The sequence below is a fragment of the Streptomyces sp. NPDC005017 genome, assembly GCF_042873115.1.
In the GTDB taxonomy this organism is placed as follows: domain Bacteria; phylum Actinomycetota; class Actinomycetes; order Streptomycetales; family Streptomycetaceae; genus Streptomyces.
Genome location: NZ_JBIALD010000048.1, coordinates 1 through 17890, shown reverse-complemented (window position 1 = coordinate 17890; position 17890 = coordinate 1). Strand labels below are relative to the sequence as shown.

16 protein-coding genes, 1 tRNA gene and 1 pseudogene are annotated in these 17890 nt (G+C 69.3%); 11 read left to right on the top strand and 7 right to left on the bottom strand.

Annotated elements, in window-relative coordinates:
- Positions 1-192: 192 nt before the first annotated feature.
- The 3 genes from ACFYR0_RS37205 (at position 193) to ACFYR0_RS37195 (ending at position 3911) form a co-directional block, all read left to right on the top strand.
- Positions 193-801, top strand: a complete 609-nt coding sequence (locus tag ACFYR0_RS37205; RefSeq protein ID WP_389338626.1) for a hypothetical protein — start codon at positions 193-195, stop codon at positions 799-801.
- Positions 802-974: 173 nt separating this feature from the next.
- Positions 975-2081, top strand: coding sequence for a hypothetical protein (locus tag ACFYR0_RS37200; RefSeq protein WP_389338623.1), 1107 nt, complete (start codon positions 975-977; stop codon positions 2079-2081).
- 1200 nt (positions 2082-3281) lie between these two features.
- Positions 3282-3911 carry a hypothetical protein gene (locus tag ACFYR0_RS37195; protein WP_389338620.1) on the top strand — a complete coding sequence of 210 codons (630 nt, stop codon included), beginning with the start codon at positions 3282-3284 and terminating at the stop codon, positions 3909-3911.
- Between the two features lie 94 nt (positions 3912-4005).
- On the opposite strand, the gene ACFYR0_RS37190 is transcribed toward ACFYR0_RS37195, so the two are convergent.
- Positions 4006-4683: a hypothetical protein gene (locus ACFYR0_RS37190; protein WP_389338617.1), complete on the bottom strand. Its 678-nt coding sequence runs from the start codon at positions 4681-4683 to the stop codon at positions 4006-4008.
- Between the two features lie 472 nt (positions 4684-5155).
- Here ACFYR0_RS37190 and ACFYR0_RS37185 point away from each other — a divergent pair, with 472 nt between their 5' ends.
- Both ACFYR0_RS37185 and ACFYR0_RS37180 read left to right on the top strand, forming a co-directional pair.
- Entirely contained in the window at positions 5156-5311 is a 156-nt protein-coding gene (locus ACFYR0_RS37185) for a transposase family protein (RefSeq protein ID WP_389338659.1), read from the top strand.
- 321 nt (positions 5312-5632) lie between these two features.
- Entirely contained in the window at positions 5633-5923 is a 291-nt protein-coding gene (locus ACFYR0_RS37180) for a hypothetical protein (RefSeq protein WP_389338614.1), read from the top strand.
- 193 nt (positions 5924-6116) lie between these two features.
- Here the strand turns inward: ACFYR0_RS37180 and fxsT are convergent, their stop codons facing one another.
- Positions 6117-8546 (bottom strand): FxSxx-COOH system tetratricopeptide repeat protein, encoded by a 2430-nt coding sequence (gene fxsT / locus ACFYR0_RS37175; RefSeq protein ID WP_389338611.1) that lies wholly within the window; start codon positions 8544-8546, stop codon positions 6117-6119.
- A 1101-nt stretch (positions 8547-9647) separates the two neighbouring features.
- Here fxsT and ACFYR0_RS37170 point away from each other — a divergent pair.
- The 6 genes and pseudogenes from ACFYR0_RS37170 to ACFYR0_RS37145 all read left to right on the top strand — a co-directional run bounded on the left by ACFYR0_RS37170 (position 9648) and on the right by ACFYR0_RS37145 (position 12648).
- Positions 9648-9998: a hypothetical protein gene (locus ACFYR0_RS37170; RefSeq protein ID WP_389338608.1), complete on the top strand. Its 351-nt coding sequence runs from the start codon at positions 9648-9650 to the stop codon at positions 9996-9998.
- 277 nt (positions 9999-10275) lie between these two features.
- Positions 10276-10461: pseudogene (locus tag ACFYR0_RS37165) on the top strand (Rieske 2Fe-2S domain-containing protein); the annotation flags it as partial.
- A 16-nt stretch (positions 10462-10477) separates the two neighbouring features.
- Complete coding sequence (locus tag ACFYR0_RS37160) at positions 10478-10669, top strand: hypothetical protein (RefSeq protein WP_389338665.1); 192 nt, start codon at positions 10478-10480, stop codon at positions 10667-10669.
- Between the two features lie 323 nt (positions 10670-10992).
- Positions 10993-11697, top strand: a complete 705-nt coding sequence (locus ACFYR0_RS37155) for a pentapeptide repeat-containing protein (RefSeq protein ID WP_389338605.1) — start codon at positions 10993-10995, stop codon at positions 11695-11697.
- Between the two features lie 271 nt (positions 11698-11968).
- Positions 11969-12265, top strand: a complete 297-nt coding sequence (locus ACFYR0_RS37150; RefSeq protein ID WP_389338602.1) for a DUF1778 domain-containing protein — start codon at positions 11969-11971, stop codon at positions 12263-12265.
- Complete coding sequence (locus ACFYR0_RS37145) at positions 12262-12648, top strand: fic family toxin-antitoxin system, toxin component (protein WP_389338599.1); 387 nt, start codon at positions 12262-12264, stop codon at positions 12646-12648. The genes ACFYR0_RS37150 and ACFYR0_RS37145 overlap by 4 nt, the downstream gene beginning before the upstream one ends.
- A 466-nt stretch (positions 12649-13114) precedes the next feature.
- On the opposite strand, the gene ACFYR0_RS37140 is transcribed toward ACFYR0_RS37145, so the two are convergent.
- The 5 genes from ACFYR0_RS37140 to ACFYR0_RS37120 all read right to left on the bottom strand — a co-directional run bounded on the left by ACFYR0_RS37140 (position 13115) and on the right by ACFYR0_RS37120 (position 17682).
- Positions 13115-13840, bottom strand: a complete 726-nt coding sequence (locus ACFYR0_RS37140) for a hypothetical protein (RefSeq protein WP_389338596.1) — start codon at positions 13838-13840, stop codon at positions 13115-13117.
- A gap of 132 nt (positions 13841-13972) precedes the next feature.
- A tRNA-Met gene (locus tag ACFYR0_RS37135) sits at positions 13973-14046 on the bottom strand.
- Between the two features lie 252 nt (positions 14047-14298).
- Positions 14299-14763: an SMI1/KNR4 family protein gene (locus tag ACFYR0_RS37130; RefSeq protein WP_389338593.1), complete on the bottom strand. Its 465-nt coding sequence runs from the start codon at positions 14761-14763 to the stop codon at positions 14299-14301.
- 692 nt (positions 14764-15455) lie between these two features.
- Positions 15456-16517, bottom strand: a complete 1062-nt coding sequence (locus ACFYR0_RS37125) for a hypothetical protein (RefSeq protein ID WP_389338590.1) — start codon at positions 16515-16517, stop codon at positions 15456-15458.
- 355 nt (positions 16518-16872) lie between these two features.
- Positions 16873-17682: a leucine-rich repeat domain-containing protein gene (locus ACFYR0_RS37120; protein WP_389338587.1), complete on the bottom strand. Its 810-nt coding sequence runs from the start codon at positions 17680-17682 to the stop codon at positions 16873-16875.
- Positions 17683-17890 lie beyond the last annotated feature (208 nt).

The window sequence follows — 17890 nt, the reverse complement described above, 5'->3', positions numbered from 1 at the left end:
GCAAGGCCCAAGCGCGGTACACACACAAGCAACCACCGCGGGTGCAGCGCCCACCGCCCCGCCACCACCCCCACCAGGCCGACCAGCGCCGGGAAGGCCGTCACCGACCAGACCGGCCACCTCTGCTCACCACCCTCGCACCCACACCCCCGGCTGACAGCGCAGCACCAGCAGCCGGCGAAAGGAACCGTCGTGAGCACCCCGGACCCCTGGCTCACCCAGCCCGACACGAACATCACCACCGCCGTCCACCGCACCATGCACGCCATCGGCGCCCTGGCCGAAGCCCTCGGCGACGGCACCCACACCCTCCACATCGCAAGCGAACGCACCGACGACACGTTCGTACGAGCGCAAGCAGACCCGTGCACCGGCCCCCGCCCGGCCAACCTGGCCATCCTCGACACGCAAGCCTTCAACACCCTGCCCGCACTACTCGTGTTCGCACTCGAAGGCAGCACGATCCGCAGCACCGTCCTGGTCGCCACCTCCGCCGCCGAACCCCGACCCCGCGCCCGCGCCCGCGCCCGCGCCCGCGCCCGGACCATACGCGACCGATGGCTGCACCCCATGAACACCGACGCCCTGGCCCAGGCCCTCAACCCCTGCCCCGGCCACAGCCCCGCCGTCCAACGCGACATCTACCCGACCCCCGCCCTGGAAGCCCTCAGCGACACCGGCGAGGCCCCCCGTGACCGACCGCCCCACCGTCACCGCCGACAGCCACCGTACCCACACCACCCCCGAACCAGGCAGCATCCGCACCCTCAATACCAAGAACACCGGCCCTGGTTTTGTTGATGGGAACGGACAGCAGATGTCCGCTACGTGGGGAGGCGTCTGGGCGCGGGATGGATTCGAACGGTGATACTCGACGCCGCGGGTTGCGCTTCGGCCGCGCGACGGATGCAAAACACGTTGGCCGGTCTGCCACAGAGTTGCGACGATGCTCCTGATTCCGTGACGGAGGCCATTTGTTCGTTTTCCTGTGTAGGGGATGCGGCACAGAGCTGACCACCCCGCTGTCCCAGGTCGCCATGCCGGCACACGCTCATCAGAAGTACGGGAACGGACTTCAGCTCCCAGTGCTCATGGAGTCGGGCACGTTCGCCGTGGACCCGGAGCTCTGGGGGCCACCGTGGCAGAGGTGGGAGGAGATCCATCGGGATGAGGCGGTGGCCTGCGGCATCTACGCGCCGGTCCACGCCCTCTCCGACGGCGCCCCCGGCTCCATCGTCATCGCTCCCGGCGACGCCCGCGCCACCGCACTGATCCCGGAGCGGGCCGGCGGCTACTGCTGCGGCCTGGACGGTGCAGACGGCCCCAACATGGCCTGCGAGCGATGCGACTTGCCCGTGGCGAGCCGAATCGACGACTGCTCACTCTGGCAGGCTGTGTGGCTCGCGCCCGACGCCGTGCGCCGCCTGACCGTCAGCGGCACCGACGCCGTACCACTGACCTGGGCAGCACTGTTGGAGGAGGGAAAGGCCACGCCTCCGTTCGAGCCGATCGCCACATGGGGGGCGCGGCTCGGACCAAACCACTTCTGGTCGTGGAGCCCACAGTGGGAGGCCGCGGTCGGCCGGGCACTTGCCCACCTGCTGGCAGCCTCGCGAGGCCAGCCGGTGACAGTGCCGGACGGTCTGAGCAAGGAAGTTTTCCAACGCGCTCTCGATGCTCTGCTGCCCGCTGGGCCGCGGGCACGGCGCGCCGTTCTGGCCGGACCAGGGCAGCCCGCCGTCGACGGGGACGCGGACATCATGCTGGTGCCGACCCATCCGCAGACCGGACAGATGTGGACACCGGCCAGTCCGAAGACTTCGGCCTACCGGGTGCCGCTGCCGTTCGGAGTGTGGCTGGGGCTGGCATTCCCCAAACCGAACCTGCCGCTTCCCGCGTCGGGCGGCATGCCCAACGGCGTCCTCCGCGACGATCCGCCCGCACCTCGCCCTCGGTACTTGTTCCGGGCCGATCCGGACGCCTTTCAGCACACCCTGGTCCGACTGCCGGCCGTCCGTAGTACATGGTTGCGCGGGATCCTCGCAAACCTCACCCAGCACATGCGCACCGGCATCTTCTAGCAAACCGGCCCAAAGGCGCCGGAATCGAACGGCGCCGGGCCGAGGTGCCTCCCGAAGTGGTGAACATCTGCTGTCCGTTCTCGTGAACACAGCCACCAGCCCCAAGTTCTTCCGGCTGCACGGCCGCCACTACGGCACCGCCCCTGCGGCCGCGAAGTCTCCCTCACCGAACGCGACAACCTGCGCCGCCACAAGCCCCGCAGGCCTGAAGCGGAAACAGGCGGCCGACCGGCCGACCGCGCCGCCCTTTCCCCGGGGCGCGGTCGGCCCTCCAGCCAGGTTCCCCAAGGAGGCACACGCCGATGTCCAGTTCGGCCATGACCCTCCCCACGCCCGCCGGCCCATACACGCCACCGCCCACCCCCGTCACGACGACGCGGTCGTCTTCACCCTCACCGGGGCGATGCGCGGCCACGTCCACGTCACCGGCACCCACCACCCCCATCACTGGGACCAGTCCACCGCCCTGCGCGCCAGCCTGGGACCCGCCGACGCCGTCAAAACCCTCACCCCCGGGCACACGCTGCCGCGGCTCACACACGGCCGCACCGGCTACCGCGGCAGCCTCACCCTGTACCGCGACGACGACACCAACCGCCCCCACGTCACCGCCCACCCGTTCGAATCCGAGACCAGGCACAACGCCGTCCCAAAAAACCGCCGCCACGCTCGGCGCCGTCCTACGCGCCTGCACCGACCACATCGCCTCCTCCGCAGAACTGCCCGCAACCATGGAAGCCTCCCGCGAGCGGGACACTCCCGCCCTGCTGCGCTTCCTGACCGCCTCCGCCACCGACCACCGGGCCGCAACCCCCCGCTACGAACACCAGCACCGCCGACGCAGAACGGCGCGCGACCGTCGCCGCCTGGTGGAACACAGCACGCCTGTTCACCGCCCGCCCCCCACCCGGTACTGCTCGTGGTGCCAGCCGACCTCCCCGGCTCCCTGTCGCGCACCGCCCACACCATGCAACGGCAACGGCTCGCCCCGTACAGCCTCACCACCACCGCCGAAGAACACCAACAAGCCCGGCGCGCCGAGGGGCGAAGCCGACTCCCTACACGCCCAGCAGCGCTCGCAGGAACCTTTGTCACCACTCTGCTGCACGGGGCGCCGTCCAGAAGATGATCAACGGTGCCTCCGGCACCGGTTCCCTGTTGAATGCCTGATGGCCGGCAACCGCAAGTACCTTGTCTGCGGTGCCAGGCGATGACGGCAAGGGAGCGCTGACGGTGTCCGACACCTACCTGTCCTGGTACCGCGAGGGCCGGATGGACGAATCCGAGTGCCGCTCGGTCACCGACCGCCTGGCCGAGTCCGGGCTGACGATCGAGCACCCGGTCCTGGGATGCGGAATCCTGCTGGACGTCGCGGGAGAGCAGGTGAAGCTGCCACCCGAGCGTGTTCTGGAACTCCTCGGCATGGCGGTCGGTCCGCTGACCCTGCAGTTCTGGCTGTCGGCCGACACAGATGTCGTGTGCCAGGTCCGGTACGTGGCACCCGACACACAGATCCTCACCTTCGTCCTGGACGGGCTGACCCCCAGCGAACGGAAGCAGGCAGAAGACGCCGTGGAGCGCCTGATCCAGCTAGAACTGGCCACCACCGTCGCGCTCCTCGTCGATCCCGGCGGCTACGCCGACGACGAGGACTGCGACGCGCTGGTCCTCTACGGCCGAGCACCCAAGGGCCCGTACCCCCTCCGAGGACAGATCCGCACGCCACACCTCAGCACCCTCACCCACACCCTCGCCGGAGCCCAGGTGACAGACCTCGGCAACGGACTGACCGACATCCACTGGCCACACCACCCCCACCACACCCCATAACGCAACCCACCACCAACCCCCAGCAGACAGGGCGACCCCCTCCCGCCACACCAGCAACCCACCCCACCCCACTGACAGCCGGGTCAGCAGGGGCTCAGCCCTCCGACAGCTCCCATGAGGCGAACCAGTGGGGGAACGGTCCGGCGGAGGGCGGGAAGGCGAACGGCGGGGTGCGGTCGGTGAGCAGGCGCAGCACGAACTCGCCGGTGCCGCAGTCGAAGCGCTGCCACTCACCGTCCAGGTACTGCACCAGAACCGGCCAGTCGTCGGGATCGGCCGGTCCGGTCAGCCAGTGGAAGGTCAGCTCCTGCTCGGAGGTCCCCCATATGAGCACGCCGCCGGGCGCGGGGTGGACCGGGTATGGCCGGTACAGGTCGGCGTACCGCGCCATGTCCTGGCCCCAGGAGACGAGATCCGTGCCCAGCGCACCCGGCACCAGCAGGTCCAGGTACTCGTCGAAGCTGCCCGCACCGAAGACGTCGACGATGTCCTTGTAGTCACCGGGCAGCGCGGTGCCCAGCGCTGCCTCCGTCGCGGCCCAGTCGACGCCGCACCGATCGGGCTCCGTCCACCCGGTGGCCTCCCGCAGCAACGCCACCCACCCGATACCGGGCGGGCGGGTGAACGCACGCCGGGCGAGGACCACGACGCGGCGCGGGCCATCGGCGGTGGCCGTCACGCCGTATCCGAACCAGTGCTCCGCCAGCACCCACCCGCGCAGCTCCAGCAGCCCGCCCTCCCCGCCGATGGGAAGCCCACCCTCCCCGCCCACCGGCGGACCGTCGGGCACCCCCGCCGCCCTACCCCCGACGACCCACGCACGTACCGGCAGACCCGCCCCGTCAACCACCTCCGCAGCGACGCGCTCCAGCTCGGCCAGATCCTCCGCGTCACTGGGCACACAGACATGCCCTGCCCCATGAATGGGCAGCGGACAGTGCAATTCGGGCGCACGCCAGGCGTCGTTCAGACGGGCGCGCAGAGCTGAGGCGTCCACCCGGCCAAGTGAACAGCACAGCACTGACATAGAACCTTTTCAACCTGCATCAGCAGTACGCCGTTGGGCTGACAACAGGATGAAGCCCTGGTAGGCAGGTTTTGAGTTAAGATCACCAGTCTCTCGGGGGCTTCCGCATGCTTGTCCACCCGTCCGGTATCGGCCTGTCCAGTCGCTCTGTGCAGCACCTGTCCGGTCTCCTCGCAGGCCACCGTCGACGGATCGGCTCCCGCCGGCGTCGCCTGACCTGTGGCCGGCAGGCCGTGCTCGTCCTGGCCCACTACGCTGCGGCGACACCTACGCCCGCCTCGCAGCAGGTTTCCGCGTCGGAATCGCGACGGCCCACCAGTACATACGCGAGACCGTGGACCTCCTGGCCGCTCGCGTGGCGGCGCGCCCCTGACAGTGAACCGACCGCCTGGGCAGCCGAGACCCGCGGACGACATCGAGCACCTGCCAGCGGACGTCACCGGTGATCGGACACCGGAGCTGCGCCTGGACACCCGGCCCGGCGGACAGGTGAAGACCACCAGCCGCCCACCGCCCCCAACCACTGACCCGGACAGCCTCCCCTCCTGAGACCAGAACCGGCCGGATCACCGAAGGTCAGAGGAAGGTTCACATCACACGAATAGAAACTCCCCCACCCCCTCCCGCACCTCCCCGACGACACTCCCGCCCCGACCACCCCACGCCCCAGCATGCCCCGGAACAGGAGTACGTCATGGCCACCTTCGAGCACGCCACCGCACAACGCTGCGCCCGGCTCGGCCACGCCCTCACCGCCGCCGGCCTCACCTGGCACGACAACGGCCGCCAGGACACCCCACAGTTCCTCACCTACACCGTCACCGACCCCAGCGGCCGCACCTGGACGATCAGCCCCGCCACCAACCACCAGACCTCCCCCTCCAGCCCGGCGCGGATCTGGCAGGCCGGCTGCGCCGAACTCGCCGCCACCACCGCGGTGCTGTCCGCCCGCCAGGTCAGCGAGCAGATCAGGGACACCCCGTGACCCTGCCCCCGTTCCAGGCCCAGGACTTCGAGGAACGCTGCGAGACCTGCACGGCCCCGCCAGGACAGTTCTGCGAGCCCTGGTGCGACACCGGCTACACCGCCGCAGACCACCGGCACGACGCCGAACACCCCACCCGGACCAGCAGCACACCGCCCACCCCCGGCCCCGGCAGCCACGAGGCCACCGAAGTTCAGCCACGCCTCGGCCCGAGGAACCAACGCCTCCTCCCATGCCCCATGGCTGTGTCCGCGCGCCCCAAACCTCGCAGTGCTGCTGCGAGGTTGTCGCGACTGTGCAGGGTATGGGGATGGGCGGGTCCGAGAACGCGCTCGCGGGTCGTGAGGACCTGCTGGTGGTGGTCCGCTGCTTCTCGATGTCGGCCGAGGTGGTCGAGCGCGAGACCAAGGTTGTCGCGGCTCGTCAAGGTGCTGGGGTGGTCGGGACCAAGGATGCGTTCGTAGGCGCTGAGGACCTGTCGGTGGAGGTCTGCTGCCTCTCGATGCCGGCCGAGGTGGTCGAGCGCAAGCGCAAGGTTGTCGCGACTGTGCAGGGTGTCGGGGTGATCGGGGCCGAGGACCCGTTCGTAGGCGCTGAGGACCTGTCGGTGGAGGTCTGCTGCCTCTCGGTGGAGGCCGAGATGGTCGAGCGCGAGCGCAAGGTTGTTGCGGCTGTTCAGGGTGTGGGGGTGGTCAGCGCCGAGAACGCGTTCGTAGCCGAAGAGAGCCCGGCGGTGAAGGTCTGCTGCTTCTTGATGGCACCCGAGGTAACCGAGCGCGAGGCCGAGGTTGTTGCGGCTGTGCAGGGTGGGAATCTGCTCCGGGCCGAGGACGCGTTCGCGGGCAGCGAGGATGTGTCGGTGGTGGTCTGCCGCCTCCTGGTGCCGGCCGAGGTGGTCCAGCGCGTTCGCTAAGTTGTTGCGACTGACCAGGGTTTCGGGGTGGTCGGCGCCAAGGATGCGTTCGCGGGCGGTGAGGATCTGCTGGTGAAGCTCCGCCGCCTCCTGGTGCCGGCCGAAGAGGTCGAGCGCGTCCGCGAGACGATGGCGACTGCTCAGGGTTTCGGGATGGTCGGGGCCGAAGCAGCGGGTGGTGATCAAGTGCTCTGCCTGCTGCAGCTGTAGGGCGCTGCCGTAGTCGCCCGCCTTCTTGAGAGACCGGCTGATGCGATCGACGGCATCGGCAAGATGGCGGTTGTGTTGGTTGGTGGTGTGCGCTGCAACGCACAGGAGGTGAGGAGCCAGGAGGCGGGCCGTGTCCCAGTCCGCGATCCTGCCGCTCATCACCCCTTGGGCCGCCTGGATCAGGCAGTCGGTAAGGACCCGCTGATATCGGTTGGGCTCGGTGGATTCGCTGGTGTGGGTGTGCGCGGTGATCTCGCGGATCAGGGGATGCAGGACGACTTGCCCAAGGACAGGCTGCCCACCCCGGCGTGTGGGCGTGTCGACGAGTCCGTATGTATGGAGGCCGTTGAGAGCAGCCTCCACTTCGACCTCGCCGGTCTGTTGCCTGGTGGTCTCGGTGACCAGTTCCGGGGTGAGGAGGGAGACGGGGATGGGAGCCGGTGCAAGGAGGGAAAGCAGCTGCAGTACCGGCCGTGCGAGCGAGTTGCCGTCGGCGGCAAGTTGGTCCAGTGACAGCTCCCAGGTGTATCGGACCAGGGTCCGTCCGACTGCCGGGTCGCTCGCCCGAGGTTGAGAGGCGCCGAGCAGCGTGCCCAACTGCGTGTCAAGAGCCGTGGCGTAGGCGGTGAAGGTGCGGTGGCGGCTGCCGGGTGCGGCCAGGTAGCGGCCGACGGCATGGAGGGCGAGCGGCAGGCCGCCCAGCCGGTCCGCGAGTTCCCGTGCTTCTTGGGCGGTTCCGGCATGGGCGGCCGCGTCGCAGAGGACCTGGCCGCCGGCTGCGGGCTCCAGCGGGGCGACGCGGCGCAGGACGGCCTGCGTGCCCCACACCACAGGGTCGATGTTGCGACTGGTGACCAGCAGCAGGCCCCTGCTGCTCGGCCGGATCCACCCGCGGTAAGACGCCACATCCTCGCCGTCGGGACCGACGGCCTGCGGGGCGTCGACGTTGTCGAGGACCAGGAGCCAGTTGGCGGTCTGCTCCAACTGCTCCCACACGACATCGGGAAGCCCGGCCCGACCCGACCGGGCTTCTTCGAGTCGCGCTTCGGAAAGGCCACAGGCCAGCGCGGTGCGGGTCATCTGCTCGGCTAGCTCCTCGGTGCTGCGCCAGCGGATCCAGAACACACCCCGGCCCTCTGCACGGGCGACATCGGCCAGGGCGGAGGCCAACGCGGTCTTGCCGATCCCGCCCACCCCGCACACCACCGCGTACTTCCCCTGCGGCCGGGCCAGCAGCCGCCTCAACACATCCAGTTCGCCGCCACGGCCCCGGAGAGGCCCAAAACCGTGCGGTGCCCGCAGAGATGTCATGCCGCCCCGAGCCCGCCCCAGCGGCACCAACCTCACCGACCCACCAACCCCCACGGAGTCGATGACGTCCAGACGACGGCTGACCATGTCCAACACCAGCGCCGCCGCGGCCAGCGCACCGAAGACCGACCACACCAGCCACGGACGGGACGCCCAGTTCGGCACGACGCTCGTGGCGTAGTTCGTCACCACCCCCAGCGCACAGGTCGCCACCGCCCCCGACCCGCTGAGAACAGAACCCACCCGCGCCCGCCTGCCACTGGCCACAGCAAACCCCCCGCCCCCAGCACATCCCTGGCCCAAGGATGCGCCATCCCTCCAGACACCGTCCCCGCAACCGCGATGCGCCACACAAGCCGGCCTGCAGGCTCCCCAGCACCTCAGAGACACACCCTCAGCCGTGAGCGCCGCCCGAACGGCCCACCACCAGTGGACAACACGCGCGCTGCAGCCCTGGCGTTCCTCAGCCAGCCGGTACACCAGCCGCAACGCTCGCGACCAGGCGGGCGTGTTCGCGTTCGTGTTCCGTGAGGATCGGGCTCAACCCCGCCGCGTCCCTCCCCACCACCGAAGCGGCCATCCAGGCCGCCCGAACCAGCACCGCCCGACGGCACCTGCGCCCACACAAAGCCACCGGCTGCACCCACGCCAACCGGAACGCTTCCTGACCGGCCCGCCCCGACCCGAAACCGGACCCGGACGACCACCGCCCTCTCCCAGCCGCACCCTTGAAGGAGACTCCCCTGTGATCAGCCCCGACCCGGCCACAGCCACACCCGAAGAGCCAGCCGTCATCAACCTGCATCGGCCATTCGCCGGCCACCACAGCCTGCGGGGTGTCCCCCGGCCTTGCGGGGCCCAGCCAAAACCTCGCCCACCCTCTCGCGGGCAATCACGAACCGCTCCCACACGGCCTCCGCCTCGCGCAGCTCGGCCTGCAGAGCCTCCACCCGCTGCCGGGCGGCGCGTCCACGCTCCTCCAGCAACCCCATCACCGACGGCATCCCGGCACCTCCACCGAAGAGACGACACCACCCCTCGTCCCTGCCGCCGAAACACCGCCCCTGCACCTGACCAGCGGAAACACGCCCACCACTCTCGGAAAGACAACGGCTTCTCACGCTCGATGGTTTGGAGACGGTTCTGCCCTCGGGCCCGCTGTCCGACCTGCTGACTGGCCACGGGGACAAGAGCTATCCGGGGCTCGAGGGAAATCGCGTGAGGTCGCGAGAAGCGACGGACAGGTGGGTATCGCCCCCGAGCGCCCGCGGCCCTGCGTAGGGTCCACCCATGCCGCAGCATCAAGAGCTCATCCATGGGACACTCGTCGTCACGCAGGAGATCGCCCATATCACCCCCGCTCAGCGCCGTGAGATGGGCATGACCACGCGTGACGTGGTCGGGAACGCGCTGTACCTCATCGACCCTTCACGGATGATCCCCCCAGGCTGTGACATCCAAGGCTGCGCATACCGCCGACCGGAGACGGCCGATTTCGACATGCCTGAATGGGCCACGCATCGCGTCTCGAAGTCGCGGGGCCTGTTCCGCAAGCGGAAGGCGTACTTCTCATGTCCTGAGCATCTGGACACGGTGAAGGCAGCGCTCGTCTTCGGCCACAGCGGCGACCCCAACCCCTGACCCCCACACGCCCCTCTGCATGTGCTCGGCGTCAATGCCGTCGGGTCTGGTTGCCCTCGGTACGGGGGCCACGCGTCGCGGAGGCCGTGCTCGATGAGGCCAGACTGGTCGACGGTGCCGGTGTAGCACTGGGCCGCGGTCGATGCGCTCAGGGTCGACACCGGGGCGGCCACGCGCATGAGCGCACCCCGGTCCTTCGACGTGGCGGACTTCCCCCTGCCGCACGGCCGTGAGGAGGAATGGCAGTTCACCCCGCTGGAGCGGCTGCGCAGCCTGCACGCCGGTGTCCCTCGTGTAAACCGAGGACGAGGTATTCGCGATCCACGACATCTGCTCGCACGCGAACGCCTCGCTGTCCGAAGGCGAGGTGGAGGACCGCCAGATCTAGTGTCGGCTGCACGGCTCCAGCTTCGACCAAGGCACCGGCAAGCCGTCCGGCCTTCCCGCGACGCGCCGTGTCCCGAACCCCAGGGGAAACCATGTCCGTCCTCGCCGTACTCGTCCTGCTCGTCGCGCTGCTCCTGGCCCTCGCCGGCCTCGCCCTCGCCACAGGCCTCGGCTACCTCGCCCACCGGCGCCCCGCCCTCGCACGGCCCATCGGGATCACCCTGACCGCACTCGGCGTCTTCACCGCCGTCATCTTCGGCATCGTCCAGGTCCTGATCCAGTGACCCCCGGGCAGCCCACAGGGCGTCCAGCCCCGACACCGGATGCCCACCCTCACGCCTGAATGCCGCGCGTACGACCCTCGCGTCACGCACGGCACGCAGCACTGCAACCGCTGGTCTGCCCGCTTGGTCTTCATCCGCATGACAGCCATCCGACGGCCGCCGCGATCCGCTCCGCACGAGCGGGAGTTACGACTGTGGAAGGTCGGCCGTGCCCTCACGGCCGCCTTCGCCGCCGCAGTCCTGGCAGCGGGCAGCGTCTTCTACAGCCTGTACGGGAGATCGACAGCACCGCGAAACTCGACGCGAAGACACTCTTCGACCTGGTGAAACTCTCCTTCGGAGTCGTCGCCGGGGCCGGTGCGCTGGTCGCCCTGGTCGTCGCCTACCGCCGCCAGCGCGTGGACGAGGCCGGCGCCCACCGCGACGCCACCCGCCTGCACACCGAACGCTTCACCACCGCCGTCTCCCAGCTCGGCGACGACTCCCCCGCCGTCCGCCTCGGCGGCGTCCACGCCCTCGCCAGCCTCGCCGACGACGCCCCCGACACCAGCCTGCGCCAGACATGCATCGACGTCCTGTGCGCCTACCTCCGACTCCCCCACACCCCCGACCCCGCCCACCTGGAGGAACACCACCGCTACCTCGCGCTCCGCGAGGTCCGCCACACCATCCTGCGCCTCATCGGCGACCACTACAGGCGCCCCCAGGGCACCTACCGCTCCTGGCAAGGCCACGACCTCAACCTCGTCGGCGTCACCATCGACGGCCACATGAACTTCTCCGGCGCCGATTTCTCCGGCGCCAGGGTGGACTTCGGCAGCGCGATGTTCTCCGACGGCACAGTGGACTTCGGCAGCGCGACGTTCTCCGACGGCACAGTGGACTTCGGCGGCGCGACGTTCTCCGGCGGCACGGTGTACTTCATCGGGGCGATTGGTTCAGCTCCCGAGGGGCTTCTCGTTGTCGTCGGGACTCCAGCTTCTGCGGGAGTCACCCTGCCCCAGTCCTGGCTTCCCCCTAGTCCGTAGCTATTTGAACCGACCCCGCCGTACGACCGCGTGAGGCCCCGCCGACGCGCGAGACAGGAGAGAGCGGCCCCGGTCCCCCGGCGGCACGCACCCGCCCGCCCCTTTCCCTGGCCTCAGTGCCGAGACGCCGCATGAGACGGGTGGCAGGTGGGAGTGGGCTCGTGGTCGGCTGACCAGTTCAGGGGCCCCGCACGGTATGGGACCGCTCGTGGTTCCATACCGTGCAGATCTGGGATGGCCTCCGGGTGATACCGGCGGTACCATCGGTACCATGCCTCAGCCCAAAGCAATGAACCTACGTTTCCCCGATCCGGCCCAGCGGGCCGCCATCGAGGCCGCGGCGCGGCAGGAGGGCGTCAGCCTGCAGGAGTACATCCTGTCGGCGGCCTATACCCGTGCCACCGCCGTGGAGACGCACTTCCTCGAAGCCTTCCGCGCGTCGATGGCCCGCAGCGGGGACGCCTTCACGGAGGCCGCCGGCGCGGTCGGCGGCGACGGGGGGCGCCGGGCTGAGGAGCTTGCCGCGCGGCGTGGTCTTGAGGAGCAGGAGCGGGGTCACGCCGCGTGACACAGCACGAACCGCTTCACCCTCTGGATGTGACTTTCCTGCTGCACGCTGCGGAGTTGCTTCCCGGTGATCCGCAGGTGGACGACTACGGTCCTCTGTACGCGGCTGTCGCCCGGGTCAATGCCCGGGCGATGGAGCGGGAGGTCTACGGGTCGCTGCATCTGAAGGCGGCGGCGCTGTTGCAGACGCTGGTGCGGCTGCCGTGTCTGGAGCACTCCAACGAGGCTTTCGCCTGGCACTGCGCGGAGGCGTATCTGGTGCTGAACGGGTGCCGCCTGGAGTATCCGCCGAAGGAAGCGGTCGCCCTCGTGCGGGACGCGGCTTCCGGCGTGATGGGGGTGGGCTTGATCGGCCGCCAGTTGCGTGCATGGACTACTGCCTGACCTGGCTTATGTCTTGAGCTCTCTTGATGCTCGCCGTTCGTCCTGCTGCAGAGAAGGACGGCGAGCTTGCCTGAGGGCTTGCCGAAGGTCGGTCGAGTGCCCAGGGGCGCTTTTTTCGTCTTATGGCCTGTCGGGGTACCAGGGGGCGAGGCGCAGCAGGAGCTGGAGGGTGTGTCGGGCGGCGGTGCGGTGAGCCGGGTGCGCTGCGCCCCGCAGCGCCGGGGCCCCGCCACGCGCAGCGCTGCGCGCCCTCACCGGCTCCGCCTTGAGCTGCATGCGGTGCTCCCGCCCTTGCGCTGCCAGGCGGCGCGAGAATGCTGCGCCCTGGTGTTCAGAGCGCCGCCACCGGTTTAGAAGCAGGTGGCCGTCGCGCAGTTGCCAGGTCGACCGGCGGGTTGCTCGTCTGCCGTGCCAAAAGACGGCCACCCCGAAGAGCGTGCCTGTCGCGCCTGCGGCTGCTCCTGGTTTACCTGCCGCGGGCGGCGCGCCAGGCCCGGCACAACTCTTTGAACTCGCGCTGGCGGTCGGCCAGCAAATCCTGGGGGCGTTGCAGGTGGCAGTCGAGGATGTGCACGCCGTCGGCGAAGGGCTGGAAGCCGATGCGGGCCCAGGTGTCCGCGAGCTTGGCGGCGGCTTGGCGATGTTCGGCTTCGGTCAGGTCGCGTCCGTCGGCCGAGCCGGGCTCGCAGGCGACCGCGACGCAGTCCTGCGACAGACGGCGGATGGCCGCCCCCGCGAGGATGGGTCCCAGTCCGAAGCCCCGCCACGCGGGTTCCAGGATGACCCGGTCCATGACCAGCAGGTCCCCGACCGGATGAGCCAGCGCCGCTTCGAAGGCGCTGTCCCACTCCCCCGTGGCGACATCGAGGACCGTCTCACCGATGCGGCAGACGTCGCCGCTGTAGGAGTCCATCGCATAGAAGGGATGGGCGTGGCCGAACATCCGCACGCGCACGAACGACATCCGGCCCACCGGCAGGTCCTGCACGGCGTCCAGCGCCTCCTGGCCCACATCGCCGTGCCCGGCCATGTCCTCGGCCAGGACGTCCGCGTCGATGAGGGCCTTCACCGTCCAGACCTCGAGCGTGTCGTCGAACTCGGACGCCTCGACAGGGTGCTCGTGGTGGTAGACGAGCTGGATCAGCGACAGGTCTGCGGGCAGCTGCACGAGGTCGCAAGCCGTAGTGGTCACGCGGCCAGCGTAGAGGCGCGGCCTGTCGGGGCGCGGCCGCACCGGGAAAACTCCCCCATGTCGGGCGCGTGTTGGGGTCGTGGCTGGCCAGACACGACAAGGGCCCGGCTGCGGCCGGGCCCTTGTCCTTCGTAGCGGGGACAGGATTTGAACCTGCGACCTCTGGGTTATGAGCCCAGCGAGCTACCGAGCTGCTCCACCCCGCGTCGATACCGCCACCCTACACGGCGGACCTGCGAGGCAGTGCGGCATTTTCCTGCTCGCCGGCCGCGGCCGGGCCGGGCGGGTGCAGGGCTACCCGCACCGGCCGACCCCGACCCAGCCGGTCGCGTCGCCTCACCGGGACCTTCCCCTTCCTCACGCGTCTGTGTTCCGGCGCCGCCGGGCCGGCACTCTCGTCGTCAGCCCCTTCGGGCACCGCGGACCAGTGTTCCGCAGGAGTGCTCAAGCTCAAGCGGTCACAGCCCGTCGCGGAAGCTCGTGTACTCGTCGTTCATCAAATCCCAGAAGGACCCGTAACGCACCGCGCCGGGCAGCCAGTGGGCGAGGTACCAGGCTTCCCACTCACCGTCTTCGGTGACCACGCACGGGTTGAGGAGGTAGACGTCCATGGCTTCCGGCGTATGACTGATCTTCGAGGTGTGCGGCAGGTACTCGGGTCGGATCGCGACCGGATCCTGGTCCTCGCCGTAGACGAAGTACTCCTCGTCGTCGACCCGGAGACCGGCATCATCCCAGCCGACGACCAGATCAGGGTCGAGGTCCCGGGCCCATCCCACCTCTTGCACCGGCAGGAGCCTTTCAATGCTGTGGGTGGTGTTCAGCCAGCCGTTGCTCGTCAGCAGGAACTGGCGATGGCTCGCTGGCAGCATGGCGCCGAGGCGGTCCTCCAGTGACCCGACCTCTTCCCCGGTGCCCGCCACTGCCGCATCCAGGCCTCGCTGTCGAAGTGCTCGCCAGGGGCCAGCTCCGGCTCCATAGGCTCGGGCGCGCACCGCTGGACGAACCATGCCGGCAGCAGCTGCGGCCACCGCTCGAATGCGGGCCAGTCATCCATCCGCTCCACCACGCGCGTCAGCACCACCCGCGCATGGGCGACGACCTGGGCGGGATCCTCGGCGCTGAACCGGACCCGTACGAGAAACGGCTGCTCTCGGCCGTCCTCAGTCGTCCCAGTCCGCAGACGCTGTAGCTCGCCCTTCATGATCTCCACGGCGAAGAAGTGTGCACTACTATCGACATCACCACACCTCAATACCGCCGGAGCTCGAGCCTGGGGCGGCGTCGCCAGACAGACCAGGGCAGCGCCACGCAGCAGGTTCTAGCCCCGGTTCTCCTTCGGGCCGCCGGTGATCACAGCCGGAGCGACCGGGACGGCTTCATGTTCCGGGACGGCTTCGGACGTGTGCTTGGCGCGCATCCGGCCGTGCGGGCCGGGATCCGGAGGGCTCTCGTACCCCGACCAGCCCCTGCTGCCCGAGCACCTCCAGCCCGAAGATGCATGCCTTCCGGGCGTCGACCCCACCGGTGTCGGGTTCTGGGGATGCCCGAACGCCTCGACCATTTCACCGACCGAGCGGATGTCGGCGTGTCCTCTCCACGCCGGGCGCCGGCTTCAGCGTGTGCCGACGCTTGCCGGACGGCCGATGGTCCACAGGTCGCCAGGCGTGCGAACGAACGCGGCGTGGGCCAGCATGTCCCGCTTCAATTGCGCAGCGGAGAGGGTGTGGCCACGCCGGGCAAGCGCGTCGCGCAACTCGCCGGGTGTCATGGCCCGGCCGCAGCGCGCGAGGTACCGGGCGGCGAGTTGCTCAGTGGTGGGATAGGCCGGGGGTTCCACCACCAAGAGCGAATCCATGAGCGTCTGGTGCTCGGTCATCCCGGCACTGGCCAGCTCCAGCACTGGCACCAACGCCTCACCCGTCCGTGACCAGCTCCGCCGCCATCTCTCGCGGGACAGGTAGCCCTTTTGGTAGCACCACCACAGCAGCCCGCCCACGGCAGCCGTCGCGGCGAGCGGATTGCATCGCGCGAGGACGACCAAGCGTTGAGCGCCCGCGCCAAACAGCCGCAACGCCCAGTCCATGACCACGAGCGCGTTCGCGGCGGTGGCCTCCAGCCCGGCCACGCGCATCACTCTCTGGACGACGGGGATCCAGTCGATGACGGCGAATCCGAAGCGGGAGAAGACGCTGTCCTGGGAGACGATGACGCACGGTGCAAGGAACTCCGCCAACGCCATCGTGGGGGCGTCGTCCGGGTCGCCCCGGTACTTGCGTGGCATCTCCCGGTCGACGCGCAGAATGTGCCTGGTCTGGGGGGCCAGGTGGTCGCGGATCTCCAGGTCGACCACTCGAAGGGCAGGCAGGATCTGCCGATCGAGCACGCGGCGCGCCAGACGCTCCGACACCTCGAAGTCGGCGGCCATCTTTGCCAGATGCTCGCCGACCTCACCGCGGATGTGCGGGGCAATGTACGGGGTGGCGCGCCTCGTGACAGCGAGCGCGGTGACCCGGTCCTGCCGACCGCCGGTCTTGGCCAGAGCGCAGGCTTCAACCAGCAGCGCATTGGCGTCCAGGACAGGCAGCAGCATCGGCCGGTCCAGCAGCATCGGGTTGATCGCCGATCCGGAAGGAACCAGCCGTGGCGGTGCCGAATCGGCACTGTCGAGCGTCATGGGGCAAGTGTCGTCACCGCCACTGACATCCGGGCAGATTTTCTGCCCTCCCACCCTCAGCCGTACGGAAAAGTTCCAGGCTACTGAGGGCATGAGTCCTTGGTGCCGCGCCGACAGTCCTCAACGTTACGGCGACACCAGGGCGGACAACAGGCGCAGGGCCTGTCGGAGCGTGGGTTCATGAGACGGCCGTGCAGTGGTCAGGTACCGATGGCGTCTGCTCACCTTGGGCGGTGTCGACGGTCATGTATTTCCCCATCGCGAGCATCAACTTCCCCGCCCAGACGTTCGACCCGTCGTCACACCATCGTGGTCGTTTCTCGACCGACCGGGGGGTGAGGCGAGGTCCGGCTGATCAGTCCCAGTCGGACGCCGGCTGGTCGACTCGGCCGCCTTTGTGGGGTGTGGGGATGTAGTCGCGAGCACCGACAGGCAGCGCGGCAACACACGCCGCCGAGCAAGCGTTGACCAGCAGGGGTAGTACGTCAGTGGCCACGCGCAGTGAGATCCACACCTGATGGAGTCCGCTCAGTTCGATCGGGCGGTCGCAGACACTGCAGCTGTGGGTGACGGTGGTGCCCCACCGTCGGGGATCCAGGTTTCCCGGATCGAGGTCCGCAACGGAGTCCGGGGAAGGCTGTAGCCGCGGGAACGGCGGTCGCAGCTTGTAGTTGCCGAACAACGCGCGCGTGCTCACCGTGCTGCGGGTCAGCTTCCGGCACCGGGTGATCTCGTAAGGGAACCAGTGCAGCCGGTAGGAGGTGTAGGGGGTGAACTCCTCCAGGCTTGTCATGGCCCCGATCTCGGGCGGGATCCGGACCAGATTGCTGCCGTAGAGCACGAGGTGCTTGACCGCCGTCAGCTGGGCGATGCTCGGTGGCAGGGTGATGATCTGCCGCCGCTCTTCCGGGCTGAGCCCGGTCAGGGGGCGAAACTCTTCGCGCCCGTCGGCGGCGGCCTCGTCGATCAGCTCCAGCAGGTGGCGCCAGCCCGAAGCTGAGGTGTCCTGCCGCTGGGCGTGGAATCCGACTCGGGCTCGCGGATGCGGCCTGGACTGGTCGAAGCACGAGCACGCGTCCTGGCGGGGACCCCGCCGCTCCAAGGCCGGGTCCGATGTATCGCCCCAGCGGTTCAGATTAAGCCCCGGCTCTGCCTCGTCCGTCATGGCGCCAAGATACGGAGGTTGCTGCAGGCAGTCTCAGGATTATCCGGGCGGGAGCACAGACGACACCCATCGCCGTGCTCGAACGTTTGGCTGGGGACCCTGATGCTGCTGATCAGGGTCTTTGAGAAGTGCCGAGGTGGGCGGTTCGCCTGCTGAGAGCCGGATGTGACGGCTTGTCGGCTTCTGCCGGAGGCGCCCCTGGACGCAG